Below are 14,794 nucleotides of genomic sequence, written 5' to 3'. Positions count from 1 at the left end.
CCTACTTTGGAATGCGTTCCCCTGTAGGAGCTGCCGAAGGCTGCGATCTTTTGATCTTGATGTTGCAATAAACCCAAGGGCGGTTAAGGTTCGTGCAGGTTTATCGCCCCCACGAGTGTTCAATGTTCAACCGCTCCCTCTATACAACCTTCGCCAGTCTGCTGTTGACCGCCGCTGCGCTGCCGGCCCAGGCCAATTGGTACCTGGACGGCGAGTCGTCGCGGCTGTCGTTCGTCAGCACCAAAAATGCCAGCGTATCGGAAGTGCAGCGCTTTCTGGTGCTGCACGGCAAGGTCGACCCCAACGGTCGCGCCGAGGTTGAAGTCGAGCTCGAATCGATCAACAGCGGCATTCCCCTGCGCGATGAGCGCATGCGCAAGGAGCTGTTCCAGATCGAGCAGTTTCCCGCAGCCACCATCACCACCCAAATCGACCTGCGCCCGATCAACGATCTGGCCCCCGGCGCGCAGCTGGAGTTGCGCCTGCCGCTGACCGTCAGCCTGCACGGCAAGCAGCACGAATACCCGGCCGAGTTGCTCGCCACTCGTCTCGATGACCGGCGTTTTCAGGTGGTCACGCTGGAGCCGCTGGTGATCAACGCCGAGGATTTCGATCTGGCGCCGGGCCTGGAAAACCTGCGCAAACTCGCCGATCTGTCGGCGATCAGTCTGTCGGTGCCGGTGGGTGCGGTGCTGATTTTCACGGCGCGCTGACATGCGCGGTGCGGTGTTCCCCTGGCGTGACGGCAACCGTTTCGAACTGTTGATCGACGGCCCGCAGTTCTTTCCCCGGATGCTCGAGCACATCGCTGGAGCTACAGAACAGATCGAACTGGAGCTCTATCTGGTCGAGGCCGGCGCCTGCGCCGAAGCCATCGTCCAGGCGCTGGTCGCGGCGGCCGAGCGCGGCGTGCGCGTGCGTTGCCTGTTCGATGATTACGGCAGCCTCGCGTTCACGCTGCACCTGCGCCAGCGCCTGACTCAGGCCGGGGTCGAGCTGCGTTTCTACAATCGCCTGAGCTGGCGGCGCTGGGTCGGCAACTTCTATCGTGACCACCGCAAATTGCTGCTGGTCGACCAATGCCTGGCCGTGGTCGGCGGCACCGGCGTGACCGATGAATTCTGGACGCCGGGCCATGATGTCAGCGAGTGGCACGAGGTGATGGTCGAGATCAGCGGCCCGTTGGTGATCGATTGGCAATTGCTCTTCGATCGGCAGTGGATCGCCAACCGTTACCGCCGCGCCTGGCGCCCGGCCGCGCATTTTGGTCTGCCACGTTTGCCGCGCGTGCCGGACAAGGGCGAGGGCATGGGCCGTGTGGCGTATGCCGACGCCCGCCAGCACCGCGATATTCTGCAATCGCTGTTTCGCGCGCTGAACAGCGGGCACAAACGCATCTGGATGGCCACCCCGTACTTTCTGCCTACCTGGAAAATCCGTCGCTCCCTGCGCAAGGCTGCCGCGCGCGGCGTCGATGTGCGCTTGCTGCTGACCGGGCCGCGCACCGATCACCCGTCCGTGCGCTACGCCGGGCATCGCTACTACCCGCGCCTGCTCAAGGCCGGGGTGCAAATCTTCGAATACCAGCCGTGCTTCCTGCACCTGAAAATGGTTCTGGTCGACGAATGGGTAAGCATCGGTTCGTGCAACTTCGATCACTGGAATCTGCGTTTCAATCTGGAGGCGAATCTGGAAGCACTGGACCCGGCGTTGACGGCAGCGGTGGAGGCGAGCTTTGTGAAGGACTTCGGCTTGAGTCAGCTGGTGAGTCTGGAGGAATGGCAGCGCCGACCGTTGTGGCGGCGGGTCAAGCAGCGGGTGTGGGGCTGGGTGGATCGGTTGGTGGTGAATATTCTCGATCGACGCGGATAGCGGGGACATCCAAAACCACTGTGGGAGCTGGCTTGCCAGCGATGAGGCCATCACATTCAACATATCAGTTGACTGTCAGGCCGCCATCGCTGGCAAGCCAGCTCCCACAGGTTTATGTGTACCTGAAAAAATTACAGCAGTTCAAAGCTCTGCTGCGTCACCGCCTGCGAATCCAGGCCGATCTGCACGTTGAACTTGCCAGGCTCGGCTGCGTATTTGAGCTGAGCGTTGTAGAACTTCAGGTCTTCCTCGGTGATGGTGAAGTGCACGACTTTCTGTTCGCCGGCCTTGAGCATGATCTTCTGGAAGTTCTTCAGTTCTTTCACCGGGCGGATCATCGAACCGGTGACGTCCTGGATGTACAACTGCACCACGGTTTCGCCGTCACGCTTGCCGGTGTTCTTGACCATGACGCTGGCGTCGAGCTTGCCGCTGGCGTTGAGGGTGGTCGATGACAGCGCCATATCGCTCAGGGCGAAGGTGGTGTAGCTCAGGCCATAACCGAACGGAAACAGCGGGCCGGTGGTGTCATCGAAATACTGCGAGGTGTAGTTGCCCGGTTTGCCCGGCGTGAACGGCCGGCCGATGCTCAGGTGGTTGTAGTAGGTCGGGATCTGGCCCACGGAACGCGGGAAGGTCACCGGCAGTTTGCCCGACGGGTTGTAGTCGCCGAACAGCACGTCGGCGATGGCGTTGCCGCCCTCGGTGCCGCTGAACCAGGTTTCCAGGATCGCATCGGCCGACTGGTTCTCTTCGAGAATCGTCAGCGGACGGCCGTTCATCAACACCAGCACCAGCGGTTTGCCAGTGGCTTTCAGCGCGCGGATCAATTCGCGCTGGGTTTCCGGGATGTTCAGGTCGGTGCGGCTTGAGGATTCGTGGGACATGCCACGGGACTCGCCGACAGCGGCGACGATCACGTCAGCATCCTTCGCCGCTTTCACCGCTTCGTCGATCAGCACGTTCGCCGGGCGCGGGTCATCGACCACTTCCGGGGCATCGAAGTTGAGGAAGTTCAGGTAGTCGAGGACCTTCTTGTCGCCCGTGATGTTGGCGCCACGGGCGTAGATCAGGTTGGCTTTGTCGCCGATCACCGAACTCATGCCATCGAACAGGGTGACCGATTGCGCCGGGCGCCCGGCGGCGGCCCAGCTGCCCATCATGTCGATCGGCGCTTTTGCCAATGGACCGACCAGCGCGATTTTCGCGTCTTTCTTCAGCGGCAGGGTTTCGTTCTGGTTCTTCAGCAGCACCAGACTGCGACGCGCGACTTCGCGGGCCTCGGCGCGGTGCAGGCGGCTCTCGGCGTAGGTGTCGGCCGGATCATCCTCGGCCTTGCCGATGCGCAGGTACGGGTCCTTGAACAGGCCCATGTCGTACTTGGCCGCGAGCACTTCGCGCACAGCGTTGTCGATGTCTTTCTGTTCGATCTCGCCGGACTTGAGCAGCCCCGGCAGCTCTTTGCCGTAAAGGGTGTCGTTCATGCTCATGTCGATGCCGGCCTTGATCGCCAGCTTCGCCGCTTCGCGACCGTCGCGAGCGACGCCGTGCTTGATCAGCTCGAAGATCGCGCCATGATCGCTGACCGCCAAGCCTTTGAAGCCCCAGTCCTTGCGCAGCAGGTCGTTCATCAGCCAGGTGTTGGCCGTGGCCGGAATGCCGTTGATCGAGTTCAACGCCACCATCACACCGCCAGCGCCGGCATCGATCGCGGCGCGGTAGGGCGGCAGGTAATCCTGGTACATCTTCACCGGGCTCATGTCGACGGTGTTGTAGTCGCGACCGCCCTCGACCGCGCCGTACAGGGCGAAATGCTTGACGCTGGCCATGATGCTGTCGGCGGCGCTCGGGGTCTCGCCCTGATAAGCCTTGACCATGACTTTGGCGATGCGCGAGGTCAGGTAGGTGTCTTCGCCGAAACCTTCGGAACTGCGGCCCCAGCGTGGATCGCGGGAGATATCCACCATCGGCGCGAAGGTGATGTCGAGGCTGTCGGCGGCGGCTTCTTTAGCCGCAACGCGACCGGACTGGCCGATGGCGTCCATGTCCCAGCTCGACGCAAGGGCCAGCGGAATCGGGAAAATCGTACGGTGACCGTGGATCACGTCGTACGCGAAAAACATCGGAATCTTCAGGCGACTGCGCATGGCCGCGTCCTGCATCGGACGGTTTTCCGCGCGGGTGATCGAGTTGAACGTGCCGCCGATGTTGCCGCCAGCGATTTCCTTGCGGATCAGCTCGCGGGGCATTTCCGGACCGATGCTGATCAGGCGCAACTGGCCGATCTTCTCGTCGAGGGTCATTTGTTTCATCAGGTTGCTGATGAAAGCGTCCTTGTTTTCCAAAGGTACCGGGGTCGTGGCGGCCAGTACCTGATGACTGGCCAGGCTGACGAACAGACCCAGCAAACACAGCTTCTTCATGAATTTTTTCTCTAGAGCCCAAACGGTGATGCAACACCGGCCAGCCAAAATGTAGGGAGCGACTATTGTTGTTCGGGTGCCGGCGCAAAATCCTGAGCCGGAAAACCGCAGCCGACAGCGGCAACGTGAACGCGAAGGGCACTTTTTAGCCGATTAACCCGTCGCATGCCAGTGGCGGCGCCGATTATGCCCCAACCGCTGGCCGGGAATGCCCAGCGCTCGGTTTTTAAATCAAATGTGTCATGGAGCATCACTGCAATGAATATCAGCTCAACCTCCCGTTCACGGTTACAGATCGCCACGTTGCTGGTGTTCGCCACGCTGTTGACCGCGTGCGGCATCAACAATATCCCGACCCTCGACGAACAGGTCAAAGCCGCCTGGGGCCAGGTGCAGAACCAGTACCAGCGCCGCGCCGACCTGATCCCCAATCTGGTGGAAACCGTGAAGGGCTACGCGGCCCACGAACAGGAAACCCTGACCGCCGTGATTGAAGCGCGAGCCAAGGCCACCTCGATTCAGGTCGATGCCAGCACCCTCGACAATCCCGAGAAGCTCAAGCAGTTCCAGCAAGCGCAGGATCAATTGACCGGCGCATTGAGCCGCTTGATGGTGGTCTCCGAGCGCTATCCGGATCTGAAGGCCAACCAGAACTTCCTCGCCCTGCAATCGCAACTCGAAGGCACGGAAAACCGCATTGCCGTGGCGCGTCGCGATTTCATTCTGGCGGTGCAGAAGTACAACACCGAGATCCGCACTTTCCCCGGTCGCCTGTGGCACAGCGTGATGTACAGCGATCTGCCGATGCGCGAAACCTTCGAAGCCACCACGCCCGGCGCGGAGAAGGCCCCGGAAGTGAAATTCTGATTCGAGGTCGTCCATGCGTGTGTTGAAACTAAGCCTGGTGCTGATGCTCTGGCTGTTCGCCGTCAGCGCCCGGGCCGAACTGACGTTTCCGCCGCTGAGCGGGCGCGTGGTCGATCAGGCGCAGATGCTCGATCCATCGATTCGCGCGCAACTGAGCCAGCAATTGCAGGCGCACGAGCAGGCCACCGGCGAGCAATTGGTGGTGGTCACGCTGCCGGATCTGCAGGGCACCACCATCGAGGATTTCGGCGTCCAATTGGGTCGGCACTGGGGCATCGGCCAGAAGGACAAGAACAACGGCGCCTTGCTGATCGTCGCCCGTGACGAGCGCAAACTGCGCATCGAAGTCGGCTATGGCCTGGAGGATCGCCTGACCGATGCGCAGTCGTCGGTGATCATTCATCAGGTCATCACGCCGGCGTTCAAGGCCGGCAATTTCAGCAAAGGTATCAGCGACGGCGTTGCGGCGATGCTGGTGGTGCTCGGGGGCAATCCGCTGGACGAACCGTCGACCGTGTACGAATCCAGCGGCGACCCGGCGGATGATTTCATCTCGCGGCACCCGGCGCTGTTCATGTTTCTGGTGATGTTGTTCATCGTGACGGTGTTTGTCTGCCAGATGCTCGGTATCCTGCCTGCCGGCCGGGGCGGCTCCGGAGGAGGGGGCGGCTTTGGCGGAGGCGGCGGATTCGGCGGCGGTGGCGGCTTCAGCGGTGGCGGGGGCAGTTTCGGCGGCGGCGGTTCGTCCGGCGGCTGGTGAGATCAAAAGAATAATGAGCAGGCAATTTTCGACATGGCATTACTGACTGAACACGAACAACGCAAAGTCGCCGAGGCCATCGCCCGGGTCGAGCGCGACACCGACGCCGAACTGGTCACGGTGCTCGCTGCCCGCGCCGACGATTACGCGTACATCCCGCTGCTCTGGGCCAGCCTGCTGGCGCTGGTGTTGCCGGGCATCGTCCACTACCTCACGGGCTGGCTGACCCTGCGCAGTCTGCTGCTGGTGCAATGGGGTATGTTCATCGTCCTCTGCCTGCTGTTTCGTCTGCCAAAAATCACCACGCATCTGGTGCCGCGCCGCGTGCGCCACTGGCGCGCTTCCAACCTGGCGCGGCGGCAGTTTCTCGAACAGAACCTGCACCACACCGTGGGCAGCACCGGCGTGCTGATTTTTGTCTGCGAGGCTGAGCGCTATGTGGAAATTCTGGTGGACGAGGGGATTTCCAAACGGCTGGACAACAGCAACTGGGACGCGATTGTTGCGGCGTTTACCGAACAGGTCCGCCAGGGCCGCACGCTGGAAGGGTTTGTCACTTGCGTGGAGGCGTGTGGCGAGTTGTTGAAGGTGCATGTGCCGGTGACGCAGGTGAGGAACGAGTTGCCGAATCGGTTGGTGGTGTTGGGCTGAAGCAGTCGCGCATATTTGGCCTCTGTGGCGAGGGGATTTATCCCCGATCGGCTGCGTAGCAGTCGCAACACCTGCGCGCGTGGTTTGACGGGCCGAACACAGAGGGCCGCTTCGCGCCCCATCGGGGATAAATCCCCTCGCCACAAAGGTCGGTGTCGTGGATTTTGCCGTTGGGTAAATAAGAGGGTGTCCCCAACCCCCATCCCCCCTAAAATACCCGCCATTCCCGATTCCGCCCGTCCGAGGCCGCTTGTCCATGTCCGTTTCCGCTTCTTCCGCGCCGTCCGCCAAACCGGCCGCCGATCACCACGCCCAGTTCATCGAGCTGCTGCAAACCAGCCTCGACGACAGCGGTTTTATCAAATTGGTGTTGGCCAAATACGTCGGTGAAGAGGCGGATCTGCAACGGGTCATCATCAAACCGGTGACGGTCAAGGCGCAGGCGTGTCTTTCCTTCGTTTATCGCTACAAGACCCGCGACATCACCAAGAATCTGCCGCTGAGCGAAGGCGTGGCGCTGATCGCCGGGCTGCTGCCGGCCTCGTTCAAAAATGCGCATTTACTGGCGCTGACCGACGAAGCGCAGCTGGAATACAGCAAAAAGGGCAAGAGTTCGCTGTTCAAGAGCAAGCCTCAGCAATTGCGTGAAGCACCGTCCGCCGAGCACAACCGCGAGAAAAACCGCTTTCTTGAGTTGAGCCGCCCGTTCCTCAAGGACCTCGGCGTGACCAATGCGCAGCACGAGCTGATCCCGGCGATGTCGCGCAAGTGGAAGCAGATCAACAAGTTCATCGAAGTGTTCAGCCATGCCCTGACCTCGTCGCCGCTGGCGCTGGACCAACCGGTGCGGGTCGCCGATTTCGGTTCGGGCAAGGGCTATCTGACGTTCGCCATTCACGACTACCTGCGCAATACGCTGAAGGCCGAGGGCGAAGTCACCGGCGTCGAGCTGCGCGAGGAAATGGTCAACCTGTGCAACGCCGCTGCGGCGAAGCTTGAACATCCGGGGCTGGTGTTCAAGTGCGGTGACGTGCGCACGGTGGCGCCAAGTGAGCTGGACGTGATGATCGCCCTGCATGCCTGCGACATTGCCACCGATTACGCGATCCACACCGGCATCCGCTCGGGCGCGTCGATCATCATGTGCTCGCCGTGCTGCCACAAACAGATCCGCCTGCAGATCCAGAGCCCGGCGCTGCTCAAACCGATGCTGCAATACGGCTTGCACCTCGGCCAACAGGCGGAAATGGTCACCGACAGCTTGCGCGCGTTGTTCCTCGAAGCCTGTGGTTACGAGACCAAGGTGTTCGAGTTCATCTCGCTGGAACACACCAACAAGAACAAGATGATTCTCGCGGTGAAACGCGCCGAGCCGGTCGATCCGACGCAGTTGTTGGCGAAGATCGCAGAGCTCAAGGCGTTCTACCACATCAGCGACCATTGCCTGGAAACACTGCTGCGCGCTGACGGCTATATGCCTTAACAGGCAGCTGCAAGCTTCAAGCGGCAAGCTGCAAGTTGAAGCATGACGCTGGTGTGCCTGATTTGGGTGATCCTGCTTTTTCTTGCAGCTTGCAGCTTGCAGCTTGCAGCTCAATTTGGGTCTACCTTGAATACTCCCCAGACCTTTCCCCGAGGAGTTTTCCCATGGCCGCGAAAAAGATCCTGATGCTGGTCGGCGATTACGTCGAAGACTACGAAGTGATGGTGCCGTTCCAGGCCCTGCAGATGGTCGGCCACACGGTGCACGCCGTGTGCCCGGACAAGTCCGCCGGCAGCACCGTGCGCACGGCGATTCATGATTTTGAAGGTGATCAGACCTACAGCGAAAAACCCGGTCATCTGTTCGCTCTCAATTTCGACTTCGCCAAGGCCCGCGAAGCCGATTACGACGCGCTGCTGATTCCCGGCGGTCGCGCTCCGGAATACCTGCGGCTGAACGAAAAAGTCCTCGAACTGGTGCGCGCGTTCGACAAGGCCGGCAAGCCCATCGCAGCGGTCTGCCATGGCGCGCAACTGCTCGCGGCGGCGGGTGTGCTCGAGGGGCGTGAGTGCAGCGCGTATCCGGCCTGCGCCCCGGAAGTACGTCTGGCGGGCGGCACCTACATCGACATTCCGGTGACCGATGGCCATGTTCAGGGGAATTTCGCCACCGCTCCGGCGTGGCCGGCGCATCCTAAATGGCTGGCCGGTTTCCTCGGTCTGCTCGGTACGAAAATCACCTTGTAGTCGAGGCAGGCGACAGATCGCAGACGCTGGTCTTTACTCTGAAGCGCGAAATCTCTCAATCGCCCCCAGGAGAAACAGACATGTCCGGATGGTACGAAGTGAGCAAAAGCAGCAACGGCCAATTCAGGTTCGTGTTGAAAGCAGCGAACGCCGAAACGATTCTGACCAGCGAGCTCTACAGCACCCGCGCCGGTGCCGACGGCGGCATCGCCTCGGTGCAGGCCAACAGCCCGACCAAAGTCATCAAGGACAAGACCCTGCCTGTACTCTGAGGCCAATACATTCCACAGGTGGAATGCATTCAAATGTGGGAGCTGGCTTGCCAGCGATGGCGACGGCATCTGCAACATTAATGTCGACTGATTCACCGCTATCGCTGGCAAGCCAGCTCCCACAGGGATTTGGGATTGAAAGAAGATTGTTGGTTCGCCATAAAACTCTGTGGGAGCCTGCTCGCGAAGGCGTCAGCCCGGCCAATATCAAACCTCAACCGGTACCGACAACTGCGGATCACCCAACGCATGGCTCTTGGCATCAAAGAACCGCAACTCAACCCCGGTACCTTCAAACACCTTGGCGTAGTGACGCTTCTGATGCTGGATGAACGCGGCACTGCGCGGGTAGATCGAGATCGCCACGCACTTCGGTCTGGCCAGGCGCAGCGCCCGCACCAGATGCGCATCCTGCTCGCCCAGGGCATGGCCGAAGATGCACAGGCTGTCGCCATGGGCCAGTAATTGCTCGTAGCAGAACGACAGATAATCCGAACTGCGGATGGTCTTGAGCTTGTCGGCGCTCGGCCCTTCGGTGACGAACAGAGGCACGTCGTCCAGGGTCTTGATCGTATTGTTGATGGCGAAACTGCCGAGCAGCGTGCCTTCGGTCGAGGTCAGTTTGCGCGCGGTGCCGTCCTGATTGCGCACCAGATGCAGACCACCGTGCAGGTAGAGCAGACGCGGTTTGTCGGTGGCGCTCTGGCTCAGATCGAAGCTCGCGTCCGCGCCGTTGAACAGGTCGTCGATGGCCTCGCCCGGGTGTTGCAGCGCCCAGTAATTGAGCAGGTCGTAGTTGGTGGTGAACACCGTGCGATAGCGCGCCAGTTCTGCATTGAGCACCGACAGTGTCGAAGGCTGCACCAGCCGCCACGGGATGTGCACCGCGTGCACGGTGTTGATCAGCGCTTCCTTGATTGCGTAATAGCGATTGCGCGGCGCCGCCGAGCTGACCGCCAGGGCCTTGTTGACCCGGCTGGTGGTTTTCAGGGCGCCCAGCACTTGTTCGAAACTGCGGGTTTGCAGCGCGTCGAACACCGCCAGTTCCGATGGGCTCAGCGGTTTCTCTTCGACCGTACGGGCGTTTTCGAACAGCGAGTCGTAGCCGAAGTCATCCCATACCGCACGGCTGGCGCCATTGCCCACCAGCAAACCCTGGAAATCGTTCGCGGCGCGCATGGCGTTCCAGTCTTCGAGGGTGGCGTCGACATTGAGAAAATCGGTCATTGCGTGGGCGGTCTCAAAACAAAGGGCAGATGGACGGCGACTTTATCACGAGCGGACATTGAGCCAGATCAACATTGCTCGTGACCGATCGGTCGATCCTGTGTGCACCCGCCGAATCGAGGCAGTCGATCCGGCTTCAGTCAGGAGACACACGATGAGCAGCACCTTCTTCATTCCGGCGGTCAACATCATGGGCAGCGGCTGCCTCGACGAAGCCATGGTCGCGATTCGCAATTATGGTTTTCGCAAGGCGCTGATTGTCACCGACGCCGGGCTGGCCAAGGCTGGCGTGGCCGCAATGATCGCCGAGAAACTGGCGATGCAGGACATCGATTCGGTGATCTTCGATGGCGCCAGACCGAACCCGACCACGGCCAATGTCGAATCCGGCCTGGGACTGCTGAAGGAAAGCAAATGCGATTTCGTCGTGTCGCTGGGTGGCGGCTCGCCGCACGATTGCGCCAAGGGCATCGCCCTGTGCGCAACCAATGGCGGGCAGATTGGCGATTACGAGGGCGTCGACCGCTCGAGCAAGCCGCAATTGCCGCTGATCGCCATCAATACCACCGCCGGCACTGCCAGCGAAATGACCCGCTTCTGCATCATCACCGACGAATCGCGCCACGTGAAAATGGCCATCGTCGACCGCAACGTCACGCCGCTGCTGTCAGTCAACGATCCGGAACTGATGGTCGCCATGCCCAAAGGCCTGACCGCCGCCACCGGCATGGACGCGCTGACCCACGCCATCGAAGCCTACGTCTCGACCGCCGCCAACCCGATCACCGACGCCTGCGCTTTGAAGGCCATGAGCCTGATCAGCAGCAATCTGCGTCTGGCCGTGCGCGACGGCAGCGACCTCGCGGCGCGGGAGAACATGGCTTACGCGCAGTTCCTCGCCGGCATGGCGTTCAATAACGCCTCACTTGGATTTGTCCACGCCATGGCGCATCAACTCGGCGGCTACTACGACTTGCCCCACGGCGTCTGTAACGCCGTGCTGCTGCCGCATGTGCAGAGCTTCAATGCGCTGGTCTGCGCTGACCGACTCAGGGACGTCGCCCACGCCATGGGCGCGGATATTCGTGGTTTCAGCGCAGAGGAGGGCGCGCAGGCGGCGATCAATGCCATTCGCAACCTTGCCAAAGACGTCGAGATTCCCGGCGGACTGCGTGAGCTGGGCGCGAAACTCAGCGACATCCCGGTGCTCGCCACCAATGCTTTGAAGGATGCGTGCGGACTGACCAATCCACGGGCGGCGGATCAGCGCCAGATCGAAGAGATTTTCCGCAATGCGTTTTGAATGAAGGCGCGCAGGCGAGCGAAGTCGAACAGTCCTTCGCTTGCTTCTGCGACCACGGTAAATGTTCGCACACGGCCCCAGTCTGAAACCTGGCCGGCGATGTTGTGAACGGCGGATATACGGTACTGCCCGACTGCCAATGAGTGTGCAGCCGGTGTTTGCCATTTCCGGTCGCTTTCGACCGCTGCTCTGGCAATCTCCAGGCCAGTGTCCAGATCGAAAATACTGACGAAACCCTCGGCCCGTGTGACATCTCCCGACAACAACAGAGGCGCATTTACCTCCGCTCCCTCAAGCGGTACGAAGACGCCCGGGACGTCGATTTCGGGCCGTAGTCGCACCTCATATCCGCGCTCGTCACTCCATTCAGACGTGATGCCTGCATACGTCTGGTGGGCGTGAATCTTCTGCTGGCCTGGAGCCTGGGCGCCGCTGATGCTGAACGCCCATCGTCCCTTTGCGCTGACCAGCCCTGCACCGAGCGAATGGGTGTTTTCAATGTTCCAGACCTGTACAAGCGCATCGGGTATGCCGCTGCCGAGCAACAATGTCGCAGGTCCCGTCGTGCTGGCCTCCTCGGGGTAGGTGATGGTCGGGGCCGGGGCAGGTTGTGACATTTGCTCGTCGCGAGTGCTCATCATGCTTCTCGTCCATGGCTGATTTGAACGCTGAGGTTGGCATGACGTGCCTGAATTCGAACCTGTAAGAACTACCAGTCCTCCAGTCTTTTTTGCACGGTGATCAATTTCGTTTTCTTCTAAAAAACTGTCATTTGTGTCAGTTGTCCGGCGTGGCTTCTTCGGGTCGAATGCTCCCAGCGAGGGGATCAATGTCGATCCCGCAGGAGAATACGAACATGCCGGAATCCACCGCGCCATTGCCCCCAACCGCGCAGTCAGCCGGGGAGCTGGATGCTCAGTTTGGTCTGCGAACGCTGAAATTCCCCGGAGCGGCCAAGACCATTGCCGAAGGCGTGTCGATCACGCCTTCGGGGCAGATCATGGTCAGCGCTACCGTCGAACAATCGGGCCATTCGTACTATGGCCTTGCGCGCCTGGATGCCGATGGCAATCCGGACCCGGATTTCGGCACCGGCGGATATCTCAGCGGCCGGTTCGGCACAGGCTCGCTCACCCAAGGCGGGCCATTGATCGTTGATGCGCTCGGACGGATCTGGATGTGCGGTGTGATTGGCGTCGTCAAAGACCAGGCTCTTGAATACCAGCAAGTTATCGCGCGGTTTCTGCCCGACGGTTCGCCGGATATCGAGTTCGGCGGCGACAGGAATGGCTACCGGATTGTGCCCATGCGGATTCCGGCACTCTCTGGGGCCACCCATGGGCAACTGCTGCTGGCCAAATCCAATCCGCAGCTTGCGCAGCCGGACAGGCTGCTGTTTGTGACCACGCAAAAGGGCAGTGGCCTGTTGACGCGATTCCATCTCGATGGCTCGGACGATTTATCGTTCGCCAGCAACGGTTGGCTGCCCCTGTCGCTGCCAGGCGTGGCCATTTCGCTGTCCGGGATCATCCAGCTCGACGATGGGAAGATCCTGCTGCATGGCAAAACGGAAGTAACCAATCAGGGATTGGTCATGGCGTTCGACCACAACGGCAAAGTTGCACAAGCGTTCGGCGATCAGGGCATGTTGCTGTTGAACATTAAACGGGATGGCAAGACGCTCGAAAGCCACGTGACCAACATCGCTGTGCAAACGGCGCAGCGCCTGCTTTTGCTCGGTGCGGCGGTCGAGTCAACGCAAGACACGAAACTGCAACATGGATTCATCAGTGGTATTACCTACGCTGGCCAAATGGATAACGCGTTCAACAACCCTGTCCTCAGCCCGACGGCGCATGAACTCGACCTGAGAGGTTGGCAAGCAGGGTTTGCGCTGGATGACATCGCTGGTAAACGTATTGTGGCGGTCGGGCAGACCTCGGGCAGCGCACGAGGCTTGTTGACGGCAGGCTTTCTGGTCGATGGCGCAGTGAATGATTCGTTTGATGTCGAGGGCGCGAAGAACATTTCATGGCCAGCCATCGATGCCTGCCTGCAAGGCTCTTCGATCCTGGTGTTGGGTCGCAGGGACGACAGCGCGCAGCTGGTTCGCTTGCTGACCGCGCCTGTCACAAAACAGCGCGCCAGCATGGGCAACTGAGCAGTCAGCGGTAAAACCGGGCTATCCTGCCGGCTCGGATGAACCCTGCCTTCGAGCCCACCATGCTGCAAAAAAGCCTGATCCGCCGTCTCGATCTGATCACTCTGCAACTGTTCGTCGCCGTCCACGAGGAAGGCACGTTGACCCGTGCGGCTGCGCGCGAGGCCATCGCGGTGTCGGCGGCGAGCAAGCGCCTGATGGAGTTGGAGGAGGCGCTGGGCATCGCTTTGTTCGTGCGTCAGGCCAAAGGCATGATCCTCACGCCGGCCGGTGAAACCCTGCTGCACCACGCCCGGCAGATGCTCTTCAACGTGGAAAAAATGGGTTTGGAACTGGGGGAGCACAGCCACGGTGTGCGCGGTTACGTGCGCATGCTGGCCAATCTTTCGGCGATCATTCAGTTCCTGCCCGAAGACTTGCGCGACTTCTCCGCGCGGCATCCGCAGGTCAAGACCGACCTTGAAGAACGCCCCAGCGCCGGGGTGATTCAGGGCGTGCTCGATGGCGTCGCCGACCTTGGCATCTGCTCCGACGACAGCGACACCAAAGGCCTGCACAGCGTGTTGTACCGCCAGGACAAACTGGTGGTGGTGATGCTCCCGGAGCATCCTTTGGCTACGCAAGAATCGGTGGCCTTCGGCGAAACCCTCGACAGCGACTACGTCGGCTTGCACGCAGCCAGTTCGATCAACATGCGTACCCATGCGGCCGCGCGGCAGGCCGGCAAAGTCCTGCGCATCCGCATCCATGTGCCGGGATTCGATGCGGTCTGCCGGATGGTCCAGGCGAACATGGGCATCGGCATTCTGCCGCAGCGAGCCTATGAGTTGTTTGGTCAGGCACTGGGCTTGCGTGCGGTGCCGCTGACCGACGACTGGGCTGATCGCGCGCTGATTGTGGTGGTGCGCGATGAGGCGGGATTGTCGCCGGTGAGCCGGATGTTGTTTGAGCATTTGCGCGGGCAGGGCGCCTGAATCTCTATTGAATGGGTCGGCCTCTTCGCGGGCAAGCCCGCTCCCACAGTTTCCA

At 60.9% G+C, this 14,794-nt stretch carries 13 protein-coding genes and 1 pseudogene; 11 read left to right on the top strand and 3 right to left on the bottom strand.

Going from position 1 to position 14,794, the window contains the following annotated elements; genetic code table 11:
• The first annotated feature begins 122 nt into the window (after nt 1-122).
• Both F8N49_RS17490 and F8N49_RS17485 read left to right on the top strand, forming a co-directional pair.
• Entirely contained in the window at nt 123-713 is a 591-nt protein-coding gene (locus tag F8N49_RS17490; protein ID WP_039762684.1) for a YceI family protein, read from the top strand.
• Nucleotide 714: 1 nt separating this feature from the next.
• Nucleotides 715-1,872, top strand: a complete 1,158-nt coding sequence (locus F8N49_RS17485) for a phosphatidylserine/phosphatidylglycerophosphate/cardiolipin synthase family protein (RefSeq protein ID WP_151551983.1) — start codon at nt 715-717, stop codon at nt 1,870-1,872.
• Nucleotides 1,873-2,003: 131 nt separating this feature from the next.
• Here the strand turns inward: F8N49_RS17485 and bglX are convergent, their stop codons facing one another.
• Entirely contained in the window at nt 2,004-4,295 is a 2,292-nt protein-coding gene (gene bglX, locus F8N49_RS17480) for a beta-glucosidase BglX (RefSeq protein WP_151551982.1), read from the bottom strand.
• A 258-nt stretch (nt 4,296-4,553) separates the two neighbouring features.
• On the opposite strand from bglX, the gene F8N49_RS17475 reads away from it, so the two are divergent.
• The 6 genes and pseudogenes from F8N49_RS17475 to F8N49_RS17450 all read left to right on the top strand — a co-directional run.
• Nucleotides 4,554-5,162, top strand: coding sequence for a LemA family protein (locus F8N49_RS17475; protein WP_095180575.1), 609 nt, complete (start codon nt 4,554-4,556; stop codon nt 5,160-5,162).
• A 13-nt stretch (nt 5,163-5,175) separates the two neighbouring features.
• The gene (locus F8N49_RS17470) at nt 5,176-5,922 is read left to right on the top strand and encodes a YgcG family protein (RefSeq protein WP_151551981.1); all 747 of its coding nucleotides are present in this window, start codon (nt 5,176-5,178) and stop codon (nt 5,920-5,922) included.
• Between the two features lie 33 nt (nt 5,923-5,955).
• Nucleotides 5,956-6,573, top strand: a complete 618-nt coding sequence (locus tag F8N49_RS17465; RefSeq protein ID WP_024011959.1) for a TPM domain-containing protein — start codon at nt 5,956-5,958, stop codon at nt 6,571-6,573.
• A gap of 256 nt (nt 6,574-6,829) precedes the next feature.
• On the top strand, nt 6,830-8,056 hold the full coding sequence (locus F8N49_RS17460) for an SAM-dependent methyltransferase (protein ID WP_151551980.1): 1,227 nt from the start codon (nt 6,830-6,832) through the stop codon (nt 8,054-8,056).
• A gap of 164 nt (nt 8,057-8,220) precedes the next feature.
• Entirely contained in the window at nt 8,221-8,802 is a 582-nt protein-coding gene (locus tag F8N49_RS17455) for a DJ-1/PfpI family protein (RefSeq protein ID WP_151551979.1), read from the top strand.
• Between the two features lie 80 nt (nt 8,803-8,882).
• Nucleotides 8,883-9,041, top strand: a pseudogene (locus tag F8N49_RS17450) (YegP family protein); the annotation flags it as partial.
• A 240-nt stretch (nt 9,042-9,281) separates the two neighbouring features.
• Here F8N49_RS17450 and F8N49_RS17440 read toward each other — a convergent pair.
• Nucleotides 9,282-10,301 carry a DUF4917 family protein gene (locus F8N49_RS17440; protein WP_122706434.1) on the bottom strand — a complete coding sequence of 340 codons (1,020 nt, stop codon included), beginning with the start codon at nt 10,299-10,301 and terminating at the stop codon, nt 9,282-9,284.
• A gap of 154 nt (nt 10,302-10,455) precedes the next feature.
• Between F8N49_RS17440 and yiaY the strand changes: the two genes are divergently transcribed.
• Complete coding sequence (yiaY, locus tag F8N49_RS17435) at nt 10,456-11,604, top strand: L-threonine dehydrogenase (RefSeq protein ID WP_073475809.1); 1,149 nt, start codon at nt 10,456-10,458, stop codon at nt 11,602-11,604.
• Here yiaY and F8N49_RS17430 read toward each other — a convergent pair.
• Nucleotides 11,565-12,242, bottom strand: coding sequence for a hypothetical protein (locus tag F8N49_RS17430; protein ID WP_177434112.1), 678 nt, complete (start codon nt 12,240-12,242; stop codon nt 11,565-11,567). The genes yiaY and F8N49_RS17430 overlap by 40 nt on opposite strands.
• Before the next feature lie 218 nt (nt 12,243-12,460).
• Between F8N49_RS17430 and F8N49_RS17425 the strand changes: the two genes are divergently transcribed.
• On the top strand, nt 12,461-13,765 hold the full coding sequence (locus F8N49_RS17425; RefSeq protein WP_151551976.1) for a hypothetical protein: 1,305 nt from the start codon (nt 12,461-12,463) through the stop codon (nt 13,763-13,765).
• Nucleotides 13,766-13,827: 62 nt separating this feature from the next.
• Nucleotides 13,828-14,739, top strand: coding sequence for a LysR family transcriptional regulator (locus F8N49_RS17420; RefSeq protein WP_151551975.1), 912 nt, complete (start codon nt 13,828-13,830; stop codon nt 14,737-14,739).
• Nucleotides 14,740-14,794 lie beyond the last annotated feature (55 nt).

Origin of the sequence: Pseudomonas sp. GXM4 (assembly GCF_008923895.1) — a bacterium.
Lineage (GTDB): Bacteria > Pseudomonadota > Gammaproteobacteria > Pseudomonadales > Pseudomonadaceae > Aquipseudomonas > Aquipseudomonas atacamensis.
Note: the sequence above shows the minus strand (reverse complement) of the source record. Positions and strands in the feature narration are given on the sequence as shown.

Bases quoted from the DNA above. Each gene is read 5' to 3' on its own strand.
- F8N49_RS17490 (WP_039762684.1), top strand. From the start codon at position 123: ATGTTCAACCGCTCCCTCTATACAACCTTCGCCAGTCTGCTGTTGACC.
- F8N49_RS17485 (WP_151551983.1), top strand. From the start codon at position 715: ATGCGCGGTGCGGTGTTCCCCTGGCGTGACGGCAACCGTTTCGAACTG.
- bglX (WP_151551982.1), bottom strand. From the start codon at position 4,295: ATGAAGAAGCTGTGTTTGCTGGGTCTGTTCGTCAGCCTGGCCAGTCAT.
- F8N49_RS17475 (WP_095180575.1), top strand. From the start codon at position 4,554: ATGAATATCAGCTCAACCTCCCGTTCACGGTTACAGATCGCCACGTTG.
- F8N49_RS17470 (WP_151551981.1), top strand. From the start codon at position 5,176: ATGCGTGTGTTGAAACTAAGCCTGGTGCTGATGCTCTGGCTGTTCGCC.
- F8N49_RS17465 (WP_024011959.1), top strand. From the start codon at position 5,956: ATGGCATTACTGACTGAACACGAACAACGCAAAGTCGCCGAGGCCATC.
- F8N49_RS17460 (WP_151551980.1), top strand. From the start codon at position 6,830: ATGTCCGTTTCCGCTTCTTCCGCGCCGTCCGCCAAACCGGCCGCCGAT.
- F8N49_RS17455 (WP_151551979.1), top strand. From the start codon at position 8,221: ATGGCCGCGAAAAAGATCCTGATGCTGGTCGGCGATTACGTCGAAGAC.
- F8N49_RS17440 (WP_122706434.1), bottom strand. From the start codon at position 10,301: ATGACCGATTTTCTCAATGTCGACGCCACCCTCGAAGACTGGAACGCC.
- yiaY (WP_073475809.1), top strand. From the start codon at position 10,456: ATGAGCAGCACCTTCTTCATTCCGGCGGTCAACATCATGGGCAGCGGC.
- F8N49_RS17430 (WP_177434112.1), bottom strand. From the start codon at position 12,242: ATGAGCACTCGCGACGAGCAAATGTCACAACCTGCCCCGGCCCCGACC.
- F8N49_RS17425 (WP_151551976.1), top strand. From the start codon at position 12,461: ATGCCGGAATCCACCGCGCCATTGCCCCCAACCGCGCAGTCAGCCGGG.
- F8N49_RS17420 (WP_151551975.1), top strand. From the start codon at position 13,828: ATGCTGCAAAAAAGCCTGATCCGCCGTCTCGATCTGATCACTCTGCAA.